We start from the raw sequence: 17,173 nt of genomic DNA on the forward strand, positions 1-17,173 counted from the left end.
CCGGCAGTCACCTTAGAGTGCCCAACTGAATGCTGGCAACTAAGATCAAGGGTTGCGCTCGTTGCGGGACTTAACCCAACATCTCACGACACGAGCTGACGACAACCATGCACCACCTGTCACTCTGCCCCCGAAGGGGACGTCCTATCTCTAGGATTGTCAGAGGATGTCAAGACCTGGTAAGGTTCTTCGCGTTGCTTCGAATTAAACCACATGCTCCACCGCTTGTGCGGGCCCCCGTCAATTCCTTTGAGTTTCAGTCTTGCGACCGTACTCCCCAGGCGGAGTGCTTAATGCGTTAGCTGCAGCACTAAGGGGCGGAAACCCCCTAACACTTAGCACTCATCGTTTACGGCGTGGACTACCAGGGTATCTAATCCTGTTCGCTCCCCACGCTTTCGCTCCTCAGCGTCAGTTACAGACCAGAGAGTCGCCTTCGCCACTGGTGTTCCTCCACATCTCTACGCATTTCACCGCTACACGTGGAATTCCACTCTCCTCTTCTGCACTCAAGTTCCCCAGTTTCCAATGACCCTCCCCGGTTGAGCCGGGGGCTTTCACATCAGACTTAAGAAACCGCCTGCGAGCCCTTTACGCCCAATAATTCCGGACAACGCTTGCCACCTACGTATTACCGCGGCTGCTGGCACGTAGTTAGCCGTGGCTTTCTGGTTAGGTACCGTCAAGGTGCCGCCCTATTCGAACGGCACTTGTTCTTCCCTAACAACAGAGCTTTACGATCCGAAAACCTTCATCACTCACGCGGCGTTGCTCCGTCAGACTTTCGTCCATTGCGGAAGATTCCCTACTGCTGCCTCCCGTAGGAGTCTGGGCCGTGTCTCAGTCCCAGTGTGGCCGATCACCCTCTCAGGTCGGCTACGCATCGTTGCCTTGGTGAGCCATTACCTCACCAACTAGCTAATGCGCCGCGGGTCCATCTGTAAGTGGTAGCCGAAGCCACCTTTTATGTTTGAACCATGCGGTTCAAACAAGCATCCGGTATTAGCCCCGGTTTCCCGGAGTTATCCCAGTCTTACAGGCAGGTTACCCACGTGTTACTCACCCGTCCGCCGCTAACATCAGGGAGCAAGCTCCCATCTGTCCGCTCGACTTGCATGTATTAGGCACGCCGCCAGCGTTCGTCCTGAGCCAGGATCAAACTCTCCATAAAGTAATGGAGCGCAGATTAAGTTCGTCACATCCTGTGACAACATCTGCATGACCTGCATCGTGCAGGCCCCTGACTACGCACATCGCTGTGCGATTTATAAAAAATGAATTAACAGGTACGTTTTGTCTTGTTTAGTTTTCAAAGATCATTTTCACTTCTTGTTGAAGCGACTTTATTAATATAACATTTTGACTTTCTTTTGTCAAATGTTTTTTTGTTTTATTTCTCCGCCGCTGTGAGCTTATTTTTCAGTAGCGCATCAGCGACGTTTAATAATATAACACGGTCAAGAATCAGAGTCAACATCTTTTTCGAAAAAATATCCTCGGTGATAGACAGCCTGTCCTTTCGTTTCTATCTGGCAGACGTTAATCAATCCCTTGTCCGTTAGGTAATCAAGCATAACGCCAAGGTCTTGGGTAAAGTGCTTTAAGTCAGAATGCTGAAGAAGCTCACCGAATTGCCAAATGTCTTTTTCTTTCATCACCTCAAAAAGATGTGCCGACCCGATATCAGATTTAGAATGGATGAGAAAATCATTTGCTAAGAATAATAATTCGAGTCTTTTCTCTAAGCTCTCGTGACTTTCAATCAGCTCGGAATATAATTTGTACACTTGCGGCTCCATCTGGCGCACTTGGCTCCACACCGTGGTTTCCGGATGGAATCCCCTGTCGATTACTTCTATACGCGCTAAATGATGGAGCGCATGAACAACCGCGTTGTAGGCATCTAAAAATTGATTGGCTTCAAAAAAAGCTTTTCCTTCAATATATCTTCTGATTAATTTGCCGTATTCAAGTCCGATCTTCAGTTTGCGCTCAGCAAACGGAAATGTATTCAGCCTGTCAATCAGCTCGGCAATGTATTCATTACGGTCAAACATGACTTTTCCATTTACAATCCAATCTATGATTCTTCTATTTGTCCCGAGCAAAATCCATTCTTTAATCTGAGAATCCGTTACCACATGCAAAGAAGCTGTTTTTTGATCAAATTCATAATGCTTTATAAAAACAGGCTCGTCAGCCTCCTTTACAATCACCAGCAAAGCGGCATCAAAGTTATCTGTTAAGGAAGATGTTCTGTTTCTTCTCTCAATCATAATGACAGCTAATGTGTTGGGATGACTTGCTCTTTCTTGGTAAATTGGACGGAGAAGATTATCCATCACTATTCCTCCAATGCAATTGTTCAATTTTTTTATCTCTACTTGATTCAATTCTATGGTTATAACGAAATTCCTTTTATTCTAAACACATTGAACTATTATAAACAATTTCACTATAAGTCTCCATATGTAAATTCCAGTTCAATCGAAAACATGAAGAAAATCCCATTGGGTTTGTGCTATAGTTAAAGTCAGAGGGGGATGGACATGGCGAAATACTCCAGCAAAATTAATAAAATCAGAACATTTGCGTTAAGTTTGGTTTTCGTTGGGTTTGTCATTATGTACATCGGGATCTTTTTCAAGGATTCAGTTTTGCTATCTAGTTTGTTTATGATACTTGGGCTTTTATCCATCGGGCTCAGCACGGCTGTTTACTTTTGGATCGGTATGCTTTCGACCAAAGCGGTCCGCGTCATATGTCCGGGCTGTGAAAAAGAGACAAAGGTTTTGGGAAGAGTAGACATGTGCATGCATTGCAGAGAGCCGCTGACTTTAGATAAGGGCTTAGAAGGAAAAGAATTTGATGAGTCTTATAATAAAAAGAAAATGTCCAAATAAAATAAGCTGACCGTTTCGTGCGGCCAGCTTATTTTTAATGGTTTTCTTTTTTTGAACACTCTTGGCAGACGCCGTAAATTTCTAAACGGTGGTGGCTTACTTTAAAGCCCGTCACATGGGCAGCAAGCTGCTCCACTTCGTCAAGGCCCGGGTAGTGGAAGTCCACAATTTTGCCGCAGTTTTCACAGATTGCGTGATAGTGATCGGATGTGACAAAATCGAATCTGCTGGAAGCATCACCGTATGTGAGCTCTTTTACCAAACCGGATTCCCGAAATACACGCAAATTGTTATATACCGTCGCTACGCTCATGTTAGGGAACTTCCCTTCCAGAGCTTTATATATATCGTCCGCTGTTGGGTGAGCCATAGAGTTAACGAGATATTCCAGAATCGCATGACGTTGAGGAGTAATGCGAACTCCGGTTTCCTTCAACGTTTCTAAGGCTTCTTTTAGTTCATGTGCAGCCATCCGTCATGCACCTCTCTTCTAAAAAAATTCTTACATTGTAATGTTTATAATTAGTGTAACTCTTTTTACGATAATTTGTCAATTGATATCAGGGCAAAAGTAAGCACATCATTTGAAATTGATAGACATATTTACTTTTCCGACATCTCTTTGAGTGTCTGAAGCGCTTCGGCTACATGGTCTTTTACTTTTACCTTTCTCCATTCTTTAACGAGCCGGCCTTCCTTGTCAATCAAAAATGTAGAGCGCTCAATTCCCATATATTCTTTTCCGAAGTTTTTCTTCAGCTTCCAAACATCAAATGCTTCCGCCAGCTTGTGTTCATCATCAACAAGAAGCAGAAATGGAAGGTTATGCTTCTCTTTAAACTTTCCGTGTTTTTCCTGGCTGTCCGGGCTGACCCCGATAATGACCGCATCCAATTCCTCAAAGCTTTCGTGGCTGTCCCGAAAATCGCATGCTTCGGTTGTGCATCCCGGTGTCATGTCTTTTGGATAAAAGTAAAGCACGATGTACTTCCCTTTATAATCCGCTAACGTTACTGTTTCCCCCTGATCGCCTTTTAACTCAAGATCAGGCGCTTTTTGTCCGATTTCTATCGTCATTTTCTTTACCTCCGGATGTCTTTTTATTAAGCGTATCCAATTCTTGTCCAGATTACAACTGTCGTCCCTTGCGTCTTGAGCCCGAATCCATTGTTCTTGTACGGAAGCATGCTACAATAGAAAAGACGCATGTACATATAGGAGGTTTTTATTCTTGCATACAAAATCAATTGAACTTCACAATGAGGCATTAACGCACATTGTCGGCGGTGTAAACAGCCCGTCTAGATCATATAAAGCGGTCGGCGGCGGTTCTCCCATCGCAATGGAAAAAGCAAACGGCGCTTATTTTTGGGATGTGGATGGCAACAAATACATCGATTATTTAGCGGCGTACGGTCCGATTATTACCGGACATGCCCACCCTCATATTACAGAAGCGATTAAAGAAGCGGCAGAGAATGGTGTTTTATATGGTACACCGACGAAACATGAGGTTACATTTGCAAAGATGCTTAAAGAAGCCATTCCTGCTATGGACAAAGTAAGATTCGTCAATTCGGGGACAGAAGCAGTTATGACGACCATCCGTGTGGCTCGCGCATATACAGGACGGACAAAAATCATTAAATTTGCAGGCTGTTATCATGGACATTCGGATCTTGTTCTTGTCGCAGCCGGTTCTGGTCCGTCAACTCTCGGCACACCCGACTCGGCCGGTGTACCGAAAAGCATCGCAAACGAAGTCATCACCGTTCCATTTAATGATATAGAAAGCTATAAAGCGGCTCTTGATAAATGGGGCAGTGAAATCGCGGCGGTTCTCGTTGAGCCGATTGTCGGCAACTTCGGAATTGTTGAACCGAAAGAGGGCTTCTTGGAAAAAGTAAATGAACTGACACACGATGCGGGCGCTCTCGTTATTTACGATGAAGTCATTACGGCTTTCCGCTTTATGTACGGCGGCGCGCAGGATCTTCTGCAGGTGAAACCGGATTTAACAGCACTCGGAAAAATTATCGGCGGCGGTCTTCCGATCGGTGCCTATGGCGGCAAAAAAGAAATCATGGAGCAGGTGGCTCCGCTTGGGCCGGCTTACCAGGCTGGTACAATGGCAGGCAATCCCGCTTCCATCCTATCTGGCATCGCTTGTCTGGAGGTGCTTAAGGAGGAAGGCGTATATGAAAAGCTTGATCACCTTGGCGCTATGCTGGAGGAAGGCATTTTACAGCATGCAGAAACACACGGCATCACGATTACTGTCAACCGCTTAAAAGGCGCACTCACGGTTTATTTCTCTGATGAAAAGATCGAAAATTACGAGCAGGCAGAACGCAGTGACGGAGAAACATTCGCCAGATTCTTCAAACTGATGCTGGAACGCGGCGTTAATTTAGCACCATCTAAATATGAAGCTTGGTTTATTACAACAGCACATACAGAGCAAGATATTAAAGACACGCTTGCAGCGGTAGAAGATGCTTTTAAACATCTTAAAAACTAGTATCAGACACCTTTGACAGGAGCAGAAAGCTCCTGTTTTTTTATTCATTCGAACAGCGTGTAAGATTTTGGTCTATTTCTCGAAAAATAGCTTGAATATTTGTATCGATCCCTGTATATTACTTAGTTGTTTAGCAAATCAACTGACCGGGAATTTTAAGGATTAGCATTTGCTATGTCATACAATTTACTATAGAAAGGAATGCACGCACAAACCAATGAAACTTGGTGCCCGCATTTTCAAAACCGGGATTGCGATTACACTTGCCCTCTATCTGGCTTCGTGGATCGGACTTCCCTCGCCGATTTTCGCTGGGATTGCAGCGATATTTGCGATTCAGCCGTCGATTTACCGCTCTTTTCTTATTATTATTGATCAGGTTCAGGCAAATATTATCGGAGCTGTGATCGCTACAGTGTTCGGCCTTATTTTTGGACCCAGCCCGATTATGATCGGGTTGACAGCAGTTATTGTCATTACAATTATGCTGAAGCTTAAAATTGAACATACCATTTCGATTGCACTTGTAACAGTTATCGCGATTTTAGAATCCGCCGGTGACGACTTTTTAATGTTCGCGCTGGTCAGAACAAGCACAGTCATCTTAGGGGTGCTTTCTTCTTTTATCGTCAACCTGGTGTTTTTGCCTCCTAAGTACGAAACAAAGCTGATTCATAATACAGTGGAAAACACAGAGGAAATTATGAAATGGATCAGGCTGAGCATGAGGCAGTCCACAGAGCATTCGATTTTGAAAGAGGATATTGAAAAACTGAAAGAAAAAATGATCAAGCTTGATCAGACATATCTTCTATATAAAGAAGAAAGAAGTTATTTTAAGAAAACGACTTATGTGAAATCAAGAAAGCTTGTCCTATTCAGGCAGGCAATTATCACTGCAAACAGGGCGCTTGATACATTGAAAAAGCTGCATCGCCTGGAAAACGACATCTACCATATGCCTGAAGAGTTTCAAGAAACACTGACTGAAGAACTTGATTACCTGCTATACTGGCATGAACTGATTTTGATGCGGTTTGTCGGAAAAATCAAGCAGCATGATGACGCAGATGAAGAAGGCATTCAATATAAACAGCTCTTAACAAAGTCATTTTTAAAAAATCAGCAGAACACAGATGATGAGCTAATCGATTACAATATGCTCAGTATTATGGCAAGCGCCGTAGAATATCGTGATCAGCTTGAACATTTAGAAACTCTGATCACAAGTTTTCAAACGTATCATCCGAAAGACTGCGAAATAGAGACAGAAGAGTAACCCGGTTGAACAGCCGGGTTTTTTTCATATAAAAAAATCTTATATCCTTTGCAGAAAGGATATAAGATTGATGTTCAGCTCAAATTTTGAATGGTAAATAAGTGCTTGTACTGGCTGTCATATTCCATCAGTTCATGATGGGTTCCAGTTTCGGTGATTGTGCCGTTTTCCATAACAACAATCTTATCCGCATGTGTGATGGTCGATAAGCGGTGGGCGACAACAAAGGTTGTTCTGTCCTTTGCCAGTTTGTCCATTGCTTCTTGAATGTAATGCTCGCTTTCCAGATCAAGAGCTGAAGTCGCTTCATCCAAAATGAGGAGCGGCGGATTCTTCAGAAAAACCCGCGCGATTGAGATGCGCTGTTTTTGCCCGCCTGACAGCTTAACGCCTCTTTCCCCCACCCGGGTCTCATACCCTTCTGGAAAACCCATAATAAATTCATGGGCATTGGCAGCTTTGGCGGCTTCGATAATCTCCTCAAGCGTGGCACCAGGTTGGCCGATTGCAATATTTTCCCGAATCGTTTCGCTGAATAAAAAGGTATCCTGAAGCACCATGCCAACCTGATTGCGAAGGCTTCTCGCTTCATAATCGCGAATATCTGTCCCGTCAATCAGCAGCCTGCCGCTTGTCACGTCATAAAATCTCGGAATCAGGCTGACGAGTGTTGACTTGCCTCCTCCGCTCATGCCAACGAGAGCTACAGTTTCCCCTCTATTTACTTTTAAAGAGACGTCATGAAGAATGTTTTCTTTTTCCTTTTCATATTGAAACGAAACATTTTGAAATTCCACTTCACCGCGAATTTGGCCGGCCTTAATGGCATTTGGTTTGTCAGTGAGTTCATATGGCTCGTCAATAAATTCAAACACCCTGTCCATTGATGCGATTGACTGTGTCAATGTTGTAGAGGAATTAATCAGCCTTCTAACAGGATTGTACATTCTGTCGATATATCCGACAAACGCGACCATTGTTCCGACAGTCAGCGGTCCATTAATGACAAAATAGCCAGCGCACGCAATCACGATAAGCGGCGCCAAATCTGTAATGGTATTGACGACTGCAAAGGTTTTGGCATTCCAATTCGTGTGGCTGATGGCTTTATCTAAGAAATGGCTGTTTTTCTCATTGAAATGATCCTGTTCATGATCTTCGATTGCAAAGCTTCTGATAACAGGCATGCCTTGAATGCGTTCGTGCAAATGTCCCTGCACTTGAGCGAGCGCCTGCGAGCGCTCCCTAGTCAGCTTTCTTAAACGGCCGTAAAAATACTTCACTGATATGCCGTATAATGGGAATAAAACGATAGAGATCAGTGTTAATTTAACGTCTAGTGTGAGCATGATAGAGATTACAATCAAAATCGTCAGCATATCGAGCCAGATATTCATCAGGCCAGTAATGACAAAATCCTTTGTTTGTTCCACATCATTGATCACTCGGGAAATGACTTCCCCTGTTCTCGTATTCGCATAAAAACGAAGGCTCAGTTTCTGTATATGGTCAAACAGCTTGGCTCTTATATCGTAGAGCACCTTGCTGGCGGTCCACTGGGCAAAATATTGCCGATAGTATTCAACAGGCGGGCGCAAAATTAAAAATAAGGCGAACATAATCGCCATAATGGTGAACAATGACGTTGTTTTGTCACTGGCCGTGCCGCCTCCTTGAATAATGTCGTCAACTACGTACTTCAGAAGCAATGGGAGAGCAAGCGGAATGGAGAATTTGACAATCCCGATTAACACAGTAACGAAAATTTGTTTCTTATAAGGTTTGACGAATTGCATGTAGCGTTTCATAACCCCCACGTTGATTCCCCCTCTCTCTTTATCATGATGTGTGTGAGCCCATGTGAAAAACCTGTTGTACCCCGCAACAGGTTTTTACGTAACTTTATTTTGTATAGCGCAAAAACCGTTCATACCACATATCGACAAACTCGGGCGCAAACGGTCCTTGGCGCTGGTGAATCCAATGGAGCAGCGTGTTTAAGTAGTCTCTTAAAATACTGTCGATTTCTTTTGGATAATTCATGGCTTTCCGATGATCATCATATTCGTCTTCATCGAGAATATTATAGGTCATGTCAGGAAAAACCTTAACATCTAAGTCATAATCAATATATTTAATTGCTTCGCCATCATAGGCAAAAGGAGAACTGATATTACAATAGTAATGAACCCCGTCTTCCCTCAGCATCCCGATGACATTAAACCATTGTCTTGCGTGAAAATAACAGATTGCGGGCTCTCTGGTTATCCATGTCCGTCCGTCTGATTCGGTAACCATCGTCCGGTCATTGGCTCCAATGACACACATTTCTGTACTTTTTAAGATTGTCGTCTCATTCCAAATTCTATGAATCAGCCCGTTATGCTTGTAGCTGTGAATTTGAATGGTTTCTCCTTCCTTGGGATAGCCCATATTTCTCCCCTACTTTCTATAAAGCCCTGCAGTTAGTATGTCCAAATTTGCTTACCGACAACGTCTTTTACCTATTATAACGTTACAAATTGAAAAATGAAAATAAAAGAGCCATTCCGGCCGGGGAATGGCACATTCCTGCTCTACACAAAGGAAGACGGCTTTTCTGAGCTGCGATATGAACGAATCACCTGCTCTGTCTGCTTTTGAAACATGTCCTGTATATCGGCAAGTTGTTTTCGTTTTACCGCAATTTCATTCCGAATACCGCGCAGCCTTGCACCCCTTTCCAAATGCCGGAGTTCTGCTTCAATTTGTTTGCAGCGGTCGAGCTCTGATTGGAGATCGAGAAGCTTGTCCATCGTCTTCATCTGTTCAATTACGAGCTTTTCAAATTCCGTCATCGGTTCCTCCTTCAGCTTGGCAAAAGTCTAAACGTTCCTCCTATCATTATTTCGATCTTATGTATGCAAACCCTTTGACTCATTCTGTAGACCTTCCACAAGTTTTGTCGTTTTACAAACAGAAAAAAAGCACGTTCATCCTAAGATGAAGTGCTTTTTTCTGTTTCAGTGATTAGCTGTTTTGTTGTTTGTTTTGTTCAGCAGATTGGTTTTGCTGTCTTACCTGCTGTACGTTTGTTTCGCTAGCGAATTCAGTGCCGAATTGACCTTGTTGGCCAGCAGCTGATTGCTGGTTTTGTTTTCTGACTTGCTGAACGTTTGTTTCGCTAGCAAATTCAGTGCCGAATTGGCCTTGACCAGCAGCTGATTGTTGGTTTTGTTTTCTGACTTGTTGTGCGTTTGTTTTGCTGAAATTTTGGTTTGCCATTGTTATCACCTCCACGATCATTAGAATGTGCAGGTGACGGTATGGCTATTCCTCTTTTTAAAAATTTTTAAACGAGCAGCGAGCGTCCGCCATCGATGATAATGGTCTGTCCGCGGATCATGTCAGCCTTAGATGACACTAAAAACTCGACAGTATCAATCATGTCTTTAATTTCAACCATGCGTCCTGCCGGCGTGTTCTGACGCGCATCCTCGAGCAGATCCTCTCTGTTTGGGAAGTGTTTGAGCGCATCTGTGTCAATTGCTCCGCCTGAAACGGCGTTGACGATAATGTGTTTTGGCGAAAGCTCAACCGCAAGATAACGGGTTAACGCTTCTAACGCCGCTTTTGACACGCCAACTGTCGTGTAGTTTTCAAGGTAGCGGATTGAGCCTAATGAACTGATGCTGACGATATGCCCGCCTCCGTTCTTTTCCATTAGTTTGGCCGCTTCCTGGGCGCAGAAAAGCAATGCCTTCGCATTAATGTTCATCGTCCAGTCCCAGTGTGTTTCTTCTAGTTCCATAACAGGTCTCAGAACGCCTGAAGCGGCATTATTTACAAAAACATCAAGTCTGCCAAACGTTTCATCAATTTGCTGAAACATTTCTTTGATTTTTGCCGGCTGTCCTACGTTTGCTTTTACGACAAGCACTTTGACGCCAAGCTTTTCGATTTCTTCCGCTGTTTCCAAAGCGGCTTTTTTGCTGCGTGCATAGTTAATAACGATATTATAACCGTTTTCAGCCAGTCTGATCGCGGCCGCTTTACCGACACCGCGGCTGCTTCCTGTTACAAGTGCGCATTTATTTTGTTCCATTTTTCCTCATCTCCTTGTAGCGTATAGTTCTCTTATTTCCACAAACAATAATGGCAAGAACGTAAAGGGGGTCTTCTGTTATGTATGTCGGACGTGATATGAGCGAATTAAACATGGTATCCAAAGAAGATTGGAAAAACAGTGAACTCGCCTATTTTCATCATGCTTTTCAGCAAATTATGCCTTATTTGAACGAAGAAGGCCAATCAAAATACCGGGAATTAACGCAGGAAATTGAAGCGCGCGGCGGAATGAAAAGCAATGAAGCGGACTACACCCACGGCACGCGCGTTACTTATGATTAAGAACGTTTACGGAGCAGCCGTGTATTCGGCTGCTTCCACTGCCATCTTCCAGATTTTTTGATGTGATACCGGGAACGCAAATTGTTCGAGCTCTTCTGTTGTCACTTTTTTCAACTCAGCGGTATCCGACACTTGTTTTACTTTACCGAAAAACACAGAAATATTCCATACCAGGTGGGTGAAAACGTGCTCGACTACACCTTGCAGATCACTGATGTCAGCTTGTATCCCACAATCGTTTTCTAAAAATGCAGTGAGCTGTTCACGCTCGGTTTTGATCCCTTTTTGTGTTTCAAGATTAGGGAATTCCCACAGGTTGGCGAGCAAACCTTTTGATGGGCGTTTGTGAATATACACCTGTCCATTTTCATCAGTCAGAACGATTGCGGCCATTGTTTTAATCCCGGGCTTTTTCTTTTTGCTTTTTACCGGAAGCTCCCGTTCAGTTCCTTCTTCAAATGCTGAGCAATGCTGTTGAACCGGGCATAGCAGGCATGAAGGTGATTTCGGCGTACAGATCAAGGCTCCGAGCTCCATCAAGCCTTGATTAAATTCAGATGGTTTTTCACTTGAAATAAATGCACGGACTGCATCTTCAAAGATCGTTCTCGTTTTTGGTTTAGCGATATCATCCCAAATGGAAAGAATTCTGGACATGACACGCATCACATTTCCGTCAACCGCAGGAACGGGTTTGTTGTAAGCGATGCTGAGCACAGCCCCCTTTGTATAAGGGCCTACGCCTTTTAAGCCGCCAAATTCTTTCTCGTCTGGAGGAACAATGCCCCCGTATTCCTGTTTCACTTCTTTTACCGCGCTTTGCAGATTTCTGACTCGCGAATAATAGCCGAGTCCCTCCCATGCTTTCAGCACTTTTTCTTCATCAGCATCAGCGAGCGCTTCCACTGTCGGGAATTGTTCCACAAACCGCAGAAAGTAAGGAATCACCGTCTCTACTCTCGTTTGCTGCAGCATCACTTCAGATACCCACACTTTATATGGATCTTGGTCCTCTCTCCACGGCAGAATGCGCTGTTCTCGTTCGAACCATGAGATTAAATCATCGCGAAATTGCTGTATGTCTTTTTGTTTTAATTTGTCTTCAAGTACGTTCATATGTGTTTCTCCCCAGTCTTTCGCGCCCCGCTTTTCTTTAGACTGTTATTTGTTGTACACTAAGGGCACAGTACGATAATATGTTACATTAAATAGAAGTAAAGAAAAAGCGGAAACATATGAGAACGATTAAATCTTTTGAAAAATTGGGTATATGAAAATGGGGAATATTTTATAAAAGTGAGTGGGCAGGACAATCCTGCAAGGAGGTCACCTATGGATACGGGCACACATGTCGTCATGGGCATCGCGCTTGGCGGTATTGCGACGCTTGATCCTGTTGTCGGATCAGATCCGGCAATGGCTCACGCTGTTATGATCGCAACGCTCGCGGGCTCTCAGGCTCCGGATATTGATACTGTGTTAAAGCTGAAAAATAATGCGGTTTATATCAGAAATCACAGAGGGTTTACCCATTCTATTCCCGCTGTTTTGTTTTGGTCTTTGATCATCCCGGCCATACTGTATTTATTTTATCCGCAGGCCGATTTTCTGCACCTGTGGCTGTGGACGCTGCTGGCAGTCGTTCTGCATGTTTTTGTTGATATTTTTAACGCGTACGGAACACAAGCCATACGTCCATTTTCAAAAAAATGGGTTGCGCTAGGGCTGATTAATACGTTTGATCCGTTTATATTTATCAGTCATCTTGCTGCGATTGCGATTTGGTATGCGGGCGGCAGTCCCGGCATCACGTTTCTCAGCTTATATATCATATTGGCTGGTTATTATATGGTTCGCCTGATTATGCAGCTCAGAATTAAACGGAAGCTTCATGAGATGATTCATGATGAAATCGAAAGCATCATTATTTCTCCGACGATGAAATTCAGGCAATGGCGGATCGCAGTTACGACAGCCCATGCTTTCTATGTGGGAAGAAGCATGGAAGGGCACGTCGTGATTCTGGATACGTTTAACCGTGTGCCTGTTCCTGAAACCGAAGTAATGCATGCGGCAAAGCAAGATGATAACATTGGGGCGTTTCTGTCATTTTCTCCGGTTTACCGGTGGGAAGTCGATACGTTTAAAGATCACTATGAGGTAAGGTTTATTGACCTGCGTTACCGAAGCAAAGGCCATTATCCGTTTGTGGCCATCGTTCATATCGACCATGATCTCAAGATTCGCTCATCCTATACGGGATGGATATTCAGCGAAGAAAAGCTCCAGAAAAAATTAAAGCTCGGCTCTATTTAGAGCCGGGCTTTTTTCGTCTGATATACAAAACAGCAAGCAGCAAACTGACGGCCGATAGGAGCGCCGATTGTTTAAAGTATGGCGGGTAGTAGGTCAGTTCAATGTGATTGTCTCCCTTTTGCGCCTGAAAACCGATGAACGCATAGTCCGCTTTTTTGATCGGCTGTTTTTTCCCGTTGATCTTCAACTCCCAGCCTTTTTCATATGGAATTGGAAGCATGATGTACTTGTCTTTTGACAGATAAGAGGTAAACGTCAATTGGTTTTTGTCCCATTTCAGTTTGTCTGCTTTTTCTGTTTTATTTTGCTGTACAGCGCTTTTCAGCGTTTCATAATTTTCTTCATAGAGCGCTATGTTTTTGATCTCATACGTTCCTTCCGGGAGCTTGATTGAAATATGTTCTGATTTAGGCACTCTAATCGTGATATCATTTACCCCGGTCTTATAAATCGATTGATTCGATTTCCTTGTTGTGGCATAATCATTGACCCTTAACCTAAACCCTTTGTCTTTTGCTTTGCTTTTCAAATAAAAGCTGACATAGTAGTCTCCCGGAGCTGATGACGCCTGTTTCGGGGTGATGTTCAGCTCTCCTCCGTTTTCTCCAGTCACAGTAAGCAGTCCTTTTTGATAGCGGGCATGCTTTGTGGTGATGTCCGACTCAGGGATTAGATCGGCCGGTTTGGGTGCCTGCTCTGTCTCCCCCGATGGATCGGCTACTACAATACCTGCCAGCATCGCCTGCTCTTTCGCTAGAACGGGCGATTTGTCCAGCTCGCTTTCGCTGTATATGACATCGGCTGTCTTGACGAAAGGCAACATGTATTGATTTTCATAAACGGCATAATGCTCAGATTCCAAATTCTTTTTGAAGCCGTACGGAACGCTGGCTTCGTTTGTTTTTTCCGTCATATAATACTTGCCGTAAAGCAGGCTGTACAAATTCGCTCTGTCTCCCAAGGACGCATAACGGCTGACGCTTTCCCTCCCCATATCGATGCTCAGATCATGCCAATAGAAGGTCAGCAGATGTTTGTTTAAAATGCTGGAGTAAGCGCTGAATCCATTAAACCCGTAAATGATTGGCGTATTATTGCGGACCCCGTTCATCCAGTCGATTCTCATGAGCGGATCATCGTCTTCCTTTTGTAAACGCCTGATGAGCTCAGATGATTCTTGCCCTTTGTATTCCTCGCCCATGAGATATGCTTTTGTCACACTGTCCAGACCGCCCCCTTCCGAGAGCGCGTATTTTTGATAGGTGTTGGCGACAAACAGCGTAGAAAGAATAACCACACCGTACACAGCAAACTTTGTCCATTTTTTCGCAAAAACCGCAGCAAACAAGGCTGCGATTGTCAGAAACAAGAGCAAGAGAATGCTTTGATTCGCAGGCTTCCCTATGTCCAGCTCATACCTTTGGATATGGTACAAGTAAAGAAGCAGGACAAGGGCAGTTGCCGGCAGCAGTTCTTTGAGCTTCAGCTTGTTCAGCTGTGACAAGCCTGCCGCTGCCGCACCGGCGATCGTAAAGGCAAGAACATACTCAAACCGGTTTTGCGGGGCGGAAAAGCCGTTAAATGCGCTTGCCGCATACGGACTGAAATGAAAAAGAATAAACAGCAGACTCAATCCGGCAAAGAGACGAAACACGCGGTTTTTGTAAAAAGACAAAATAAATAAAAACAGCAGAAAAACTGCCGGCAAAATGATGATCCGGCTTGTAAATAAGATATTATCATCGAAATGAAGCCACTCTATGTTCTCTCTGTACGGAGGGCGCAGGTTGTTAACATAACCGTATACCACCGGCACAAACGCCGCCGCACTGATGCCGAAAGAAATAAGGCCTGAAACGATAAACATTCTGCATTGAATCCATCTTTTCTCTTCATGCTGTTCAAGCCGGATCAGCCATCTAAACAGCACATAAATTGCGATAAATATAAGGTTTATGTATGCAAAGTAAAAGTTGTTGATTAAGGTCATCGAGCACGCAATGATAAACCATGCCGGACGCCGTTCTCTCATGATTTTCTCCGCTCCGAGCACTAACAGCGGAAGCCAGATCATGGTATCGGTAAAGAATTCCCAATACGCTTCGTGGCGGAAATAAATGATTGAGGCACCATATAATACGGCGCCCGTAAACGACGCCGCTCTGTGCTTGAGAAGATAGTGAAAAACAGAAGCGGCTGTAAAGATGATCAGACTCAGTTTGATCACACTGATAAAAACAGCTGACTCAGCCCAAAAAAGCGCATCCGCTTCTCCGATCAGCTGCACGCCTTGAAGAAGCCAGACGACGGCGGCTAATGCAAGAAAAAGAAAGGAAGCAGAAAAATAATAGCCGAGCTGACTGAATGTGCCGCCGCCGAGTCCGAATGTATAATTGTAGAAAAAATTTCCGTGTGTATATTGTTCAAATAATAATTTTTTAAATACGACCATTTGCGCAAGCCCGTCACCCGGACCTGTCATGTATCTGCCGTCCGACCATTCTTTCACAAAAAAAGCGTGAGCCAGAATGGAAGCGAGCAGACTGGCCGCATAGATCATGACATATTTTTTTTTCATATAGATTCTCCAGTCTTGCTTTTAAGATGCAAAAAAGCACCGCTTAGTGATTTCAGTGCATTTTTGTCAGGCGCTGTACGTTTTTCAGTTCGTTCGTTTCAGGTATATCTTTATTCGGGATATTCGCTTCTTTAATCAAATAATGCGGGCGTTTTTTTGTTTCATAATAAATTCGGCCGATATATTCACCTATGATTCCGAGGCTTAACAGCTGAACCCCGCCGAGAAATAAGATTGCTGAGATGATTGTGAAATATCCAGGTACAGAAATGCCCTTAGTCAGAATGTTTACAAATGTGGCAATGATATAAATGATAGAAAGCAGCAAGATGAGAATGCCGGTATAAAAGCATACTCTCAACGGCTTATGATTAAATGAAACAACCCCGTCCATTCCGTAGTTAAACAGGCTGCTGAATGACCATTTTGAGGTGCCGTTTTTTCTTTCTACATTTTCATAAAACACGATTTTCTGATCAAAGCCGATCCAGCAAAACAGCCCTTTTGAAAAGCGGTTGCCTTCGCTCAGCTTCAAAAGAGCATCCACAGCTTGGCGGCTTAACAGCCGAAAGTCTCCGACACCGTCACGCAAATCAACCTCCACCGCTTTATTGATGAACTTGTAATAAAGAGAGGACAGGACTGAGCGGACAGGGCTGTCCCCTTTTCTGTTCCTCTGGGCAATGACTTGATCATAGCCTTCTTCATAGCCTTTGATAAATTCCTTCAGCAAATAGGTCGGATGCTGCAGATCGGCGTCCATGACAATAACCGCCTCGCCTTGGACATGCTCAAAGCCCGCCAGAATTGCGGCTTCTTTTCCGAAGTTTCGGGAAAAAGATATGTATTTTACCCGGTTGGATATCGCTGCCAAGTCTCTAATTTGCTGAAGCGTATCGTCAACACTTCCGTCGTTTATGAAGAAAATTTCATAATCATAATGAATGCTCTTGAATTCCTTTTTCAAGGATTCATGAATGAGTTTGACATTATACCCTTCATTGTAAGACGGGATAATAATCGAGATTAATCCTTGCTTCATTAAGGCACCTTCTTTTTATATTCTTTTTTTAGTATTGCCTTAGGGGGAGTTGCAGACAAATCTTCAGTAAGGCTATTCCTTTTTTAAAAGTCGTTTAAACCTGATTTTTGTTACATTTTTGTCGTGACATTCAATTTTTAATGTT

16 protein-coding genes and 1 rRNA gene (1 of these 17 only partly in view) are annotated in these 17,173 nt (G+C 43.8%); 5 read left to right on the forward strand and 12 right to left on the reverse strand.

From position 1 onward, the window contains the following. Together BV11031_RS13795 and BV11031_RS13800 are read right to left on the reverse strand one after the other, a co-directional pair. A 16S ribosomal RNA gene (locus tag BV11031_RS13795) occupies positions 1-1,171 on the reverse strand; it reaches 379 nt to the left of the window's first position. A gap of 286 nt (positions 1,172-1,457) precedes the next feature. Beyond that, positions 1,458-2,342 carry a nucleotidyltransferase-like protein gene (locus tag BV11031_RS13800; RefSeq protein ID WP_010331492.1) on the reverse strand — a complete coding sequence of 295 codons (885 nt, stop codon included), beginning with the start codon at positions 2,340-2,342 and terminating at the stop codon, positions 1,458-1,460. Between the two features lie 207 nt (positions 2,343-2,549). On the opposite strand from BV11031_RS13800, the gene BV11031_RS13805 reads away from it, so the two are divergent. Further along, positions 2,550-2,903 carry a YgzB family protein gene (locus BV11031_RS13805; protein WP_010331493.1) on the forward strand — a complete coding sequence of 118 codons (354 nt, stop codon included), beginning with the start codon at positions 2,550-2,552 and terminating at the stop codon, positions 2,901-2,903. A gap of 34 nt (positions 2,904-2,937) precedes the next feature. Here BV11031_RS13805 and perR read toward each other — a convergent pair whose 3' ends face one another. Together perR and bcp are read right to left on the reverse strand one after the other, a co-directional pair. After that, entirely contained in the window at positions 2,938-3,375 is a 438-nt protein-coding gene (gene perR / locus BV11031_RS13810) for a peroxide-responsive transcriptional repressor PerR (RefSeq protein ID WP_003223285.1), read from the reverse strand. Between the two features lie 131 nt (positions 3,376-3,506). Continuing rightward, a complete protein-coding gene (gene bcp / locus BV11031_RS13815; protein ID WP_121642186.1) occupies positions 3,507-3,980 on the reverse strand; it encodes a thioredoxin-dependent thiol peroxidase in 474 nt (157 codons plus the stop codon). A gap of 154 nt (positions 3,981-4,134) precedes the next feature. Between bcp and BV11031_RS13820 the strand changes: the two genes are divergently transcribed. Together BV11031_RS13820 and BV11031_RS13825 are read left to right on the forward strand one after the other, a co-directional pair. After that, positions 4,135-5,424, forward strand: a complete 1,290-nt coding sequence (locus BV11031_RS13820; protein ID WP_010331495.1) for a glutamate-1-semialdehyde 2,1-aminomutase — start codon at positions 4,135-4,137, stop codon at positions 5,422-5,424. Positions 5,425-5,641: 217 nt separating this feature from the next. After that, positions 5,642-6,703, forward strand: a complete 1,062-nt coding sequence (locus tag BV11031_RS13825; RefSeq protein WP_010331496.1) for an aromatic acid exporter family protein — start codon at positions 5,642-5,644, stop codon at positions 6,701-6,703. Between the two features lie 74 nt (positions 6,704-6,777). Here the strand turns inward: BV11031_RS13825 and BV11031_RS13830 are convergent, their stop codons facing one another. The 5 genes from BV11031_RS13830 to fabL form a co-directional block, all read right to left on the reverse strand. Further along, a complete protein-coding gene (locus tag BV11031_RS13830; protein WP_010331497.1) occupies positions 6,778-8,520 on the reverse strand; it encodes an ABC transporter ATP-binding protein in 1,743 nt (580 codons plus the stop codon). 85 nt (positions 8,521-8,605) lie between these two features. Further along, on the reverse strand, positions 8,606-9,136 hold the full coding sequence (gene ntdP, locus BV11031_RS13835) for a nucleoside tri-diphosphate phosphatase (protein ID WP_010331498.1): 531 nt from the start codon (positions 9,134-9,136) through the stop codon (positions 8,606-8,608). 143 nt (positions 9,137-9,279) lie between these two features. Next, positions 9,280-9,540: a YgaB family protein gene (locus tag BV11031_RS13840; protein ID WP_010331499.1), complete on the reverse strand. Its 261-nt coding sequence runs from the start codon at positions 9,538-9,540 to the stop codon at positions 9,280-9,282. 172 nt (positions 9,541-9,712) lie between these two features. Beyond that, positions 9,713-9,967 carry a gamma-type small acid-soluble spore protein gene (locus tag BV11031_RS13845; protein WP_121642184.1) on the reverse strand — a complete coding sequence of 85 codons (255 nt, stop codon included), beginning with the start codon at positions 9,965-9,967 and terminating at the stop codon, positions 9,713-9,715. Between the two features lie 67 nt (positions 9,968-10,034). Beyond that, the gene (gene fabL / locus BV11031_RS13850) at positions 10,035-10,787 is read right to left on the reverse strand and encodes an enoyl-[acyl-carrier-protein] reductase FabL (RefSeq protein ID WP_010330857.1); all 753 of its coding nucleotides are present in this window, start codon (positions 10,785-10,787) and stop codon (positions 10,035-10,037) included. Between the two features lie 80 nt (positions 10,788-10,867). Between fabL and BV11031_RS13855 the strand changes: the two genes are divergently transcribed. Continuing rightward, positions 10,868-11,092: a hypothetical protein gene (locus tag BV11031_RS13855; protein ID WP_010330858.1), complete on the forward strand. Its 225-nt coding sequence runs from the start codon at positions 10,868-10,870 to the stop codon at positions 11,090-11,092. Positions 11,093-11,098: 6 nt separating this feature from the next. Here BV11031_RS13855 and mutY read toward each other — a convergent pair whose 3' ends face one another. Next, positions 11,099-12,208: an A/G-specific adenine glycosylase gene (gene mutY, locus BV11031_RS13860; RefSeq protein WP_010330859.1), complete on the reverse strand. Its 1,110-nt coding sequence runs from the start codon at positions 12,206-12,208 to the stop codon at positions 11,099-11,101. A 216-nt stretch (positions 12,209-12,424) separates the two neighbouring features. On the opposite strand from mutY, the gene BV11031_RS13865 reads away from it, so the two are divergent. Continuing rightward, positions 12,425-13,408: a metal-dependent hydrolase gene (locus tag BV11031_RS13865; protein ID WP_010330860.1), complete on the forward strand. Its 984-nt coding sequence runs from the start codon at positions 12,425-12,427 to the stop codon at positions 13,406-13,408. Here BV11031_RS13865 and BV11031_RS13870 read toward each other — a convergent pair. Both BV11031_RS13870 and BV11031_RS13875 read right to left on the reverse strand, forming a co-directional pair. Further along, positions 13,401-15,986, reverse strand: coding sequence for a YfhO family protein (locus BV11031_RS13870; RefSeq protein ID WP_010330861.1), 2,586 nt, complete (start codon positions 15,984-15,986; stop codon positions 13,401-13,403). The two genes, BV11031_RS13865 and BV11031_RS13870, sit on opposite strands and share 8 nt — an antisense overlap. Before the next feature lie 52 nt (positions 15,987-16,038). Continuing rightward, on the reverse strand, positions 16,039-17,028 hold the full coding sequence (locus BV11031_RS13875) for a glycosyltransferase family 2 protein (protein ID WP_010330862.1): 990 nt from the start codon (positions 17,026-17,028) through the stop codon (positions 16,039-16,041). Positions 17,029-17,173: the final 145 nt, after the last annotated feature.

It is taken from the genome of Bacillus vallismortis (assembly GCF_004116955.1).
Taxonomy (GTDB): domain Bacteria; phylum Bacillota; class Bacilli; order Bacillales; family Bacillaceae; genus Bacillus; species Bacillus vallismortis.